At 75.7% G+C, this 7,208-nt stretch carries 9 protein-coding genes; all 9 read right to left on the reverse strand.

The window, feature by feature from the left end:
• Nucleotides 1-15: 15 nt before the first annotated feature.
• Complete coding sequence (locus ACFU7Z_RS33045) at nucleotides 16-1,431, reverse strand: NAD(P)/FAD-dependent oxidoreductase (protein WP_380781581.1); 1,416 nt, start codon at nucleotides 1,429-1,431, stop codon at nucleotides 16-18.
• Nucleotides 1,412-1,729, reverse strand: a complete 318-nt coding sequence (locus tag ACFU7Z_RS33050) for a (2Fe-2S)-binding protein (RefSeq protein WP_049652011.1) — start codon at nucleotides 1,727-1,729, stop codon at nucleotides 1,412-1,414. The genes ACFU7Z_RS33045 and ACFU7Z_RS33050 overlap by 20 nt, the downstream gene beginning before the upstream one ends.
• Nucleotides 1,730-1,808: 79 nt before the next feature.
• Entirely contained in the window at nucleotides 1,809-2,969 is a 1,161-nt protein-coding gene (locus ACFU7Z_RS33055; protein ID WP_049652010.1) for an FAD-binding oxidoreductase, read from the reverse strand.
• 131 nt (nucleotides 2,970-3,100) lie between these two features.
• On the reverse strand, nucleotides 3,101-3,994 hold the full coding sequence (tatC, locus tag ACFU7Z_RS33060) for a twin-arginine translocase subunit TatC (protein WP_049652009.1): 894 nt from the start codon (nucleotides 3,992-3,994) through the stop codon (nucleotides 3,101-3,103).
• Between the two features lie 163 nt (nucleotides 3,995-4,157).
• Nucleotides 4,158-4,463 (reverse strand): Sec-independent protein translocase subunit TatA, encoded by a 306-nt coding sequence (gene tatA, locus ACFU7Z_RS33065; RefSeq protein ID WP_375876041.1) that lies wholly within the window; start codon nucleotides 4,461-4,463, stop codon nucleotides 4,158-4,160.
• A gap of 191 nt (nucleotides 4,464-4,654) precedes the next feature.
• Entirely contained in the window at nucleotides 4,655-4,867 is a 213-nt protein-coding gene (locus ACFU7Z_RS33070) for a hypothetical protein (RefSeq protein ID WP_049652007.1), read from the reverse strand.
• Nucleotides 4,868-4,888: 21 nt separating this feature from the next.
• On the reverse strand, nucleotides 4,889-5,095 hold the full coding sequence (locus ACFU7Z_RS33075) for a hypothetical protein (RefSeq protein WP_375876040.1): 207 nt from the start codon (nucleotides 5,093-5,095) through the stop codon (nucleotides 4,889-4,891).
• A 27-nt stretch (nucleotides 5,096-5,122) separates the two neighbouring features.
• Nucleotides 5,123-6,049, reverse strand: coding sequence for a YafY family protein (locus ACFU7Z_RS33080; protein ID WP_181970795.1), 927 nt, complete (start codon nucleotides 6,047-6,049; stop codon nucleotides 5,123-5,125).
• Nucleotides 6,050-6,075: 26 nt separating this feature from the next.
• A complete protein-coding gene (locus ACFU7Z_RS33085) occupies nucleotides 6,076-7,050 on the reverse strand; it encodes a YafY family protein (RefSeq protein WP_049652004.1) in 975 nt (324 codons plus the stop codon).
• Between the last annotated feature and the right edge of the window lie 158 nt (nucleotides 7,051-7,208).

Genomic DNA, 7,208 nt, shown 5'->3' on the forward strand with positions numbered 1-7,208 from the left:
GCGGTCGGGCACGCCCTACGCCTCCGGGTTCGGCCCCGCCGCCAGCTGGGAGAGCGGCACCGGGCAGCCCAGCGGCCGCCGGTCCGGCCCCGGCTCACCCGGTCCGGCCAGGCAGGCCACGGCCGGACCGCACATCCGGCCCTGGCACCAGCCCATCCCGGCCCGGGTGAGCAGCTTCACGGTGCGCGGATCGCCCGCGCCCAGGTCCTCGACGGCCTCCCGGATCGCCGCCACCGGCACCTCCTCGCACCGGCAGACGTCGGTGTCCGGACGCAGCCATCCGGTCCAGCCGGGGCCCGGCCGGTGCGCGGCGGCCATCAGGTCGGCGAAGGCCCGCAGCCGGGAGCGGCGGCGCAGCAGCGCGGCCGCGGGCCGCTCCCCGGCCACCGCGTGCGCGGCCAGCTCGCCCTCGGCGAGCGCGAGGTCCGCGCCGCCGACGCCGTTGGTCTCCCCCGCCGACCAGAGGCCGGGCACGCTGGTGCGCAGCCGGGCGTCGACCTCCAGCGCGACCGCGCCGTCCGGCCCGGTCACGGTCCGCGCGCCGAGCTCGGTGGCCAGGTCGATCTGCGGCAGCAGGCCGTGGCCGACGGCGAGCGCGTCGCAGTCGATCCGCCGCCCGGTGCCGGGCACCGGCCGCCAGTCGGCGTCCAGTCGGGCCACCGTGACGCCGGTGACCCGGTCCGTCCCGTGCGCCTCGACCACCGCGCTGCGCGGGCGTAGCCGTACGCCGTGCCGCAGCAGCGCACCGCCGTGCCCGGCGCCCTCGACCAGCTTGCCGGGGACGGCCGCCAGCACGCCGGGGCGCCGCGCGTACCCGAGGTAGGCGGTGGCCTCGACCACGGCGGGCACCTCGGCCCCGGCGGTGACCAGCGAGGAGGCCGCCGCGAGCAGCAGCGGGCCGCTGCCGGCCACCACGATCCGCTTCCCGGGCAGCACCAGGCCGGCCTTGAGCATGGCCTGGGCGCCGCCCGCGGTGACCACCCCGGGCAGGGTCCAGCCGGGGAACGGCAGCTGCCGCTCGTACGCGCCGGTGGCGAGCAGCACCGACCGGGTCAGGACGGTGGCCCGGTCGGTGCTCTCCGGTCCGCGGGTGACGTGCACCGCGAAGCCGTCCCCGGTGCGCTCCAGCGCCCAGACCTGGTGCCCGGCCAGGAAGGCGGCCCGCCCGGCGCGCCCGTGCGCGTCGAGCCGGTCGGCCAGCCCGGTGTAGGCGGACCAGTGGTGGTGCAGCCGGTCCGGCCGGGCCGCGCCGAGGCCGGGCGCCGGGTGGCGGTAGTACTGCCCGCCGGTGCTCTGCCCGCCGTCCAGCAGGGCGCAGCGCAGCCCGAGGTCGGCGGCGGTGACGGCGGCGGCCAGCCCGGCCGGGCCGGCGCCGACCACCACGAGGTCGTACGGCGGGGCGTCGAGGGGTTCAGACGGCGAGGTCGGCACGGCCGTGGCCCTCCTGGGTGGTGACGGTGGTGCCGGGCTCGGCGGGGAGCAGGCAGGTGCGCTGGTTGGGGCGGCCGTCCACGGTGGCCAGGCAGTCGAAGCAGGCGCCGATCCCGCAGAACGCCCCGCGCGGCTTCCCGCCGACCCGGGTGGTGCGCCAGGCGAGCACGCCGTCGGCCCAGAGCGCGGCGGCGATCGACTGCCCGGGCAGCGCGGGGACGGGCCGCCCGTCGAACTCGATGTGGTGGGCGGGCCCGGGCTCGGCCTCGACCAGCCCGGCGGGGGTGCGGCGGCGCATCGGCGGCCTCTCCAATCTCACGGGTCCAGGAAGGAATCTCACACAGGCCTCGGTCGCAGGCGGCCGGGCCGTCACGCCGTCACTCGGCCGGGAAGCGGTCCGCCCGGAACGGCGCGAGGTCCAGCTCCGGCTGCTTGCCGGTGAGCTGCTCGCTGATCAGCAGCCCGGTCGCCGGGGCCAGCCCGATGCCGGCCCCCTCGTGCCCGCAGGCGTGGTACAGCCCGGGCACCCGGGGGTCCGCGCCGATGGCCGGCAGGTGGTCCGGCAGGTACGGGCGGAAGCCCCGGTAGGCGCGCAGCACGGTGACGTCGGCGAGCACCGGGAAGAGGGCGGCGGCCTGGGCGGCGAGCCGGCTCAGCACCTCCTGGGAGAGCGTGCGGTCGAAGCCGACCCGCTCACGGCTGGCGCCGATCAGCACCGGCCCGCCCGGGGTGCCCTCGATCACGGCGGAGGTCTCCAGCCCGGCCGATCCGCTGGCCACGTTGGCCACGTAGTCGGCGGCGTAGACCTTGTGCCGCACGACCCGCGGCAGCGGCTCGGTGACCAGCACGAAGCCGCGCCGGGGCAGCACCGGCAGGTGCACCCCGGCCAGCGCGGCCACCTCGCCGCCCCAGGTGCCGGCCGCGTTCACCACGGCGGGGGCGGCCAGGTGCCGCCGGTCGGTCCGGACGCCGCGCACGGCGCCGTCCGGGCCCCGGTCGACGGCGGTGACGCTCTCCCCGGTGATCAGCTCGGCGCCCATCCGGCGGGCCTCGCGCAGCAGGTGGGCGGCGGCGAGGGCGGGCTGGACCTGGGCGTCCTGCGGGTAGTGGAAGCCGCCGGCCAGGCCCTCGGCCAGGTGCGGCTCCAGCTCGCGCAGCCGCTCGCCGGGCACCTCCTCGGCCTCGACCCCGACGGCGCGCTGCCCGTCGGCGAAGGCCCGCAGCGCGTCCTGCCCGGCGGCGGTGGAGGCGACCACCACGCCGCCCTTGGGCTCGTACTCGATCGCCGGGCCGAGCCGCTCGGCGAGGTCGCGCCAGAGCCGGGTGCTGAGCAGGGCGAGGTCGAGTTCGGGGCCGGGCTCCTTGTCGGAGACCAGCAGGTTGCCCTCGCCCGCGCCAGTGGTGCCGCCGGCCACGGGCCCGCGGTCCACGACGGCGACGGCGAGCCCGGCGCGGGCGGCGTAGTAGGCGCAGGCGGCGCCGACCACACCGGCGCCGACCACGACCACGTCCAGGGGAGGTGTCTCGGTCTTCAGCACGCCAGTAATATGTCACATGCCATGCGAGCTGCCAAGACCACCCGCCGAAACCCGGAACCGCCCCGACCAGCGGAAAGCCCCGGCCCACCGCTCGGCAGCGGCGGACCAGGGCTCCCTCAGGGGCTAACGAATCAGGTGATGTCGTCCATCTCCTCGCGGCGGGACGCCGGCACCGAGGCACCGGCCGCCGGGGCCGCCGAGGCCTGGACGGACTCCGCACCGGCCACCGGCTGCACCGAGAGGTCCAGGTGCGAGGCCTCCTCGTCGTCCAGCCCGGAGTCCGGGTTGCGGCGCGCCTTGCGCTTGTCGTTGAAGATCGCGATCGCCACCGCGATGAAGTACAGCGCCCAGATCGGCGCGGCCAGCGCCAGCATGCTCAGCGGGTCGGCGCTCGGCGTGGCGAAGGCCGCGAACACCGTGATGCCCATGACCATGCCGCGCCACCAGCCCAGCAGCCGCTTGCCGCCGACCACGCCGACCATGTTCAGCATCACCAGCAGCAGCGGGAACTCGAAGGCGAGGCCGAAGACCAGCACCATCCGGGTGGCGATGTCGAAGTAGTCCTCGGGCGGCAGGATCGGCGTGGTGTCGTTCGGGGTGAACGAGAGCAGCACGTCGACCGTGGTCGGCAGCACCAGGATGGCCACGGCCACACCGGCCAGGAAGAGCGGCGTCCCGCAGATCAGGAAGACGACCGTGTACTTCTTCTCGTGCCTGTGCAGGCCCGGCGCCACGAAGGCCCAGACCTGGTAGAGCCAGATCGGCACGGTCCCGACCACACCCGCCGTCAGGGCCACCTTCAGCATCCAGGTGAAACCGGCGGTCAGACCGATGTTCGAGACCTGGGCGCACTTGCCGTGGTAGTGCTTGGCCAGCTCCAGGGTTTCGCACCGCGGCAGCGGCTGCAGCAGGAAGTCCTCGATCTGCTTGTGGTAGACCGCCGCCACGATGGTGATCAGCACGATCGCCAGGACCGACTTGACCACGCGGTTGCGCAGTTCCCTCAGGTGGTCGGCGAGGGCCATCCGCCCCTCAGGATCCTTTGACGCCTTCGGCGCCTTGGAGAGCTTGCTCAACCCCGGTCCTCAACTCGTGCGTCGGGGCCCGCCGGTCGGCGGGCCTCCGTGGTCGCGAACGCCGCGCACACGGTGTGCGCGGCGGGCGTCAGGTGCCTCACGTGCGCCGCGCTCAGTGCGGGCGGTCGCCGTCGGGCGCGGAGGCCCCGGCGGAGGGCTCGGTCACCGGACGGGCCGTGGCCGACGCTCCCGGAGCGGCCTGGACGGTCCTGGCCGCGGCACCGTCGACCGGGGCCGGAGCCGGGGCGGGCCGGGCCGGCTGCTCGGACTCGCCGTCCGAACGCATCGCCTGCGCCTCGCTCTTCAGGATCCGCATCGACTTGCCCAGCGAGCGCGCCAGGTCCGGGAGCCGCTTGGCTCCGAACAGCACGATGGCGAGGATCACGATCACCACGATCGCGGTCATCGAGATGCGCATGCGCGACCACCTTCAGTCATGGCGGCCCGACGGGCCGTCCGCTGCGGATGGTAACCGCTGCGGATGACGCCACGACGACGGCCGCCCGAACAGGACAGCGGCCCCCGGTACACGGTTCAGGAGCCAACTGAGAGCGTAACCCGCCCCCGCCCGCGCGCAGCAGCCCCCGTACCACCGCGGTCCCGACCGTGCTATGCGGCGGGGACGCTCCGCTCCCCCGCCGGGGCGCCCTGGGCGGGCACCGCGTCCGCCAGGTCCCCGGCCGCCGCGGCCAGAGCCCGCGAGGCCGCGTCCACGCCCTTGGCCAGCGCCCGCACGTCCAGCCAGAGCCGGATCGCGAGGACCCCGAGGACCAGCAGGCCCGCGGTGGCGAGCAGGACGGCGGCGACGAGCATCCAGGACATGCGCCCCAGCCTATACGCGTACTACCCCTCGGCCGGGACGAGCCGCATGGTGCGCACCCCGGCCCCGGTGAGCGCCTCGACGATCTTCTCCCCGGCCGGCTTGCGCACCGCCGCCCCGCACCGCGGGCAGCCGAAGCTGTAGTGCGCCTGGGCCGGGGTGCGACCGAGGGTCAGGCGGAAGTCCTCGGCCGGGAGCTCCACCTTCTCCCGGCACTCGGAGCAGTACACCTTGAATCTGGTCCCGGGTTCCACCGCTCAGACCCGCCCCTCCCCGTAGGCGGCCAGCGCCTCCCGCGCGGCCGAGCGCGCCTGCTCGGCGAGCTCGGGCGGCGAGACGATCCGGCCGTCCCGGCCCAGCCGCAGCGCCAGCGGGCGCAGCTGGGAGGGGTCGGCGCTGCGCAGGGTGATCCGCAGCCCGCCGTCGGGCAGTTCCTCGGCCCGGTCGTGGGTGTAGTACTCGGCCACCCAGCGGCCGCCGGAGGAGACTTCGACGACCACCTCGGGGTCGTCCGCCGCCGGGTTGACCAGCCCGCCGCTCAGGTCGCGCGGCTCGCGCCGGGGCGGGTCGGCCGGGACGTCCAGGACGCGGATCTCGGCGACCCGGTCGAGCCGGAACATCCGGTGGTCCTCGGAGGTCCGGCACCAGGCCTCGAGGTAGGTGTGGCCCTCGGTGAGCAGCCGGATCGGGTCGACCTCGCGCTCGGTCATCCCGCCGCGCCCGTGCGAGTAGTAGCGCAGCCAGAGCCGGCGGCCCTCGCTGAGCGCGCGGTCGATGTCGGCGAAGACGTGGCTCTCCGCCTCGAAGGTCACGCCGACCCGGGCACTGCCCTCGGCGCTCTCCCCCGCCGCGTTCTCGATCTTGGCGACGGCCCGGGTGAGCGCCTCCCGGTCCCCGGCCCGCAGGCCCGGCAGTCCGGCCACCGCGCGGGCGGCCACCAGCAGCGCGGTCGCCTCGTCGGCGGCCAGCCGCAGCGGCTGGGCGACGTCGTCGACGTTGTGCCACCAGATCCGCTCGCCGTCGGTGTCGATGTCGAGCAGGTCGCCGCCGCGGAAGCTGGTGCCGCACATCGGCAGCACGTTGAGGTCCGCGATCAGCTCGCGCTCGCTGATCCCGAACGCCCGGGCCACCTCGGCGACCTCGGCCCCGGGCCGCTCGCGCAGGTAGGTGACCAGCGACAGCATCCGTCGCGTCTGGTCGATGGCGTTGCTCACGCGCCCACTCCTTCGAAACCCGCGACCGCCCGCAGCCGGTCGACCACATCCGCCCGCAGCTCCTCCGGCCCGAGCACCAGCACGTCCGGCCCGAACTCGGCCAGGTCCGCGCCGAGCCCGTTGCCGTACGGGATCTCCAGCTCGTCCCACAGCTCGTCCACCCGGGTGCTGCCCAGCGCCTTGGTCCGCAGCGGGAAGCCGGCGCCCCGGCGGACCCGGACGGTCGCGGTGGCGGTCGCCCCCTCGCCCGCGAACTTCGCCACGGTGGCCCGGACGTCCACGTGCTCGGGCACGGCGCCGAGGAAGGCCCCGGACTTCGCCTTCACCCGGCCGGTGATCCGGCTGAGCCGGAACACCCGGGCGTCGCCCCGGTCGCGGTCGTACCCGGCCAGGTACCAGTGCCCGCGCCAGCACTCCAGCGCCCACGGCTCGACGCTGCGCTGCTCGACGGCGGCGGCGCCGGCCTTGCGGTACTCGAAGGTGACCGGACGGCGGTCCCGGGCGGCGGTGAGCAGCGGCTCGAACGCGGCCTCCCGGGCGGGGATGCGCGGCTCCAGGGCGGTCCGGCCCTCGGCCTCGGCGAACGGCACCCCGGCCGCGCGCAGCTTCTGCAGGGCGCCGCTGGCCGCACCGGACATCTTGGCCTGCTGCCAGACCCGGGCCGCCAGGGTCAGCGCGGCCGCCTCCTCGGCGTCCAGGGCGATCTCGGGCAGCCGGTTGCGGTCGGCGCGGGCCAGGTAGCCGAGCTCGCCGTCCAGGGTGCTCTCGTCCACGTCGATCACCAGGCCGAGCTCGCGCAGGTCGTCCTTGTCCCGCTCGAACATCCGGTTGAAGGCGTCCTCGCTGCTGTTCTGCCAGGCCTCGCGGTACGCCTCGATGGATTCCCGCAGCTCCTTCTTGGAGAGCGGACGTCTGGTGTTCATCAGGCACAGGGCGAGATTCATCAGCCGCTCTGCCTTCGCGATCGCCATCGCTGACCCTTCCGGTGTGCCGCGCCGCGCGCGGGGTGCGCCATCCGGGCGATCACCACCCGGCGGGACCGACCGTACCGGTAGCGGTACGCACGGCAAAAGCGGCCTCCCCGAACGCCCCCGGACACGCCCGTGGGCCGGGCCCCCGGCGGGGTCCG

The organism is Kitasatospora sp. NPDC057518 (genome assembly GCF_042802075.1).
In the GTDB taxonomy this organism is placed as follows: domain Bacteria; phylum Actinomycetota; class Actinomycetes; order Streptomycetales; family Streptomycetaceae; genus Kitasatospora.

Excerpts from the sequence above, each read along its gene's own strand:
- ACFU7Z_RS33050 (WP_049652011.1), bottom strand. The coding sequence starts at position 1,729 with ATGCGCCGCCGCACCCCCGCCGGGCTGGTCGAGGCCGAGCCCGGGCCC.
- ACFU7Z_RS33085 (WP_049652004.1), bottom strand. The coding sequence starts at position 7,050 with ATGGCGATCGCGAAGGCAGAGCGGCTGATGAATCTCGCCCTGTGCCTG.
- tatC (WP_049652009.1), bottom strand. The coding sequence starts at position 3,994 with ATGGCCCTCGCCGACCACCTGAGGGAACTGCGCAACCGCGTGGTCAAG.
- ACFU7Z_RS33080 (WP_181970795.1), bottom strand. The coding sequence starts at position 6,049 with ATGCTGTCGCTGGTCACCTACCTGCGCGAGCGGCCCGGGGCCGAGGTC.
- ACFU7Z_RS33070 (WP_049652007.1), bottom strand. The coding sequence starts at position 4,867 with ATGTCCTGGATGCTCGTCGCCGCCGTCCTGCTCGCCACCGCGGGCCTG.
- tatA (WP_375876041.1), bottom strand. The coding sequence starts at position 4,463 with ATGCGCATCTCGATGACCGCGATCGTGGTGATCGTGATCCTCGCCATC.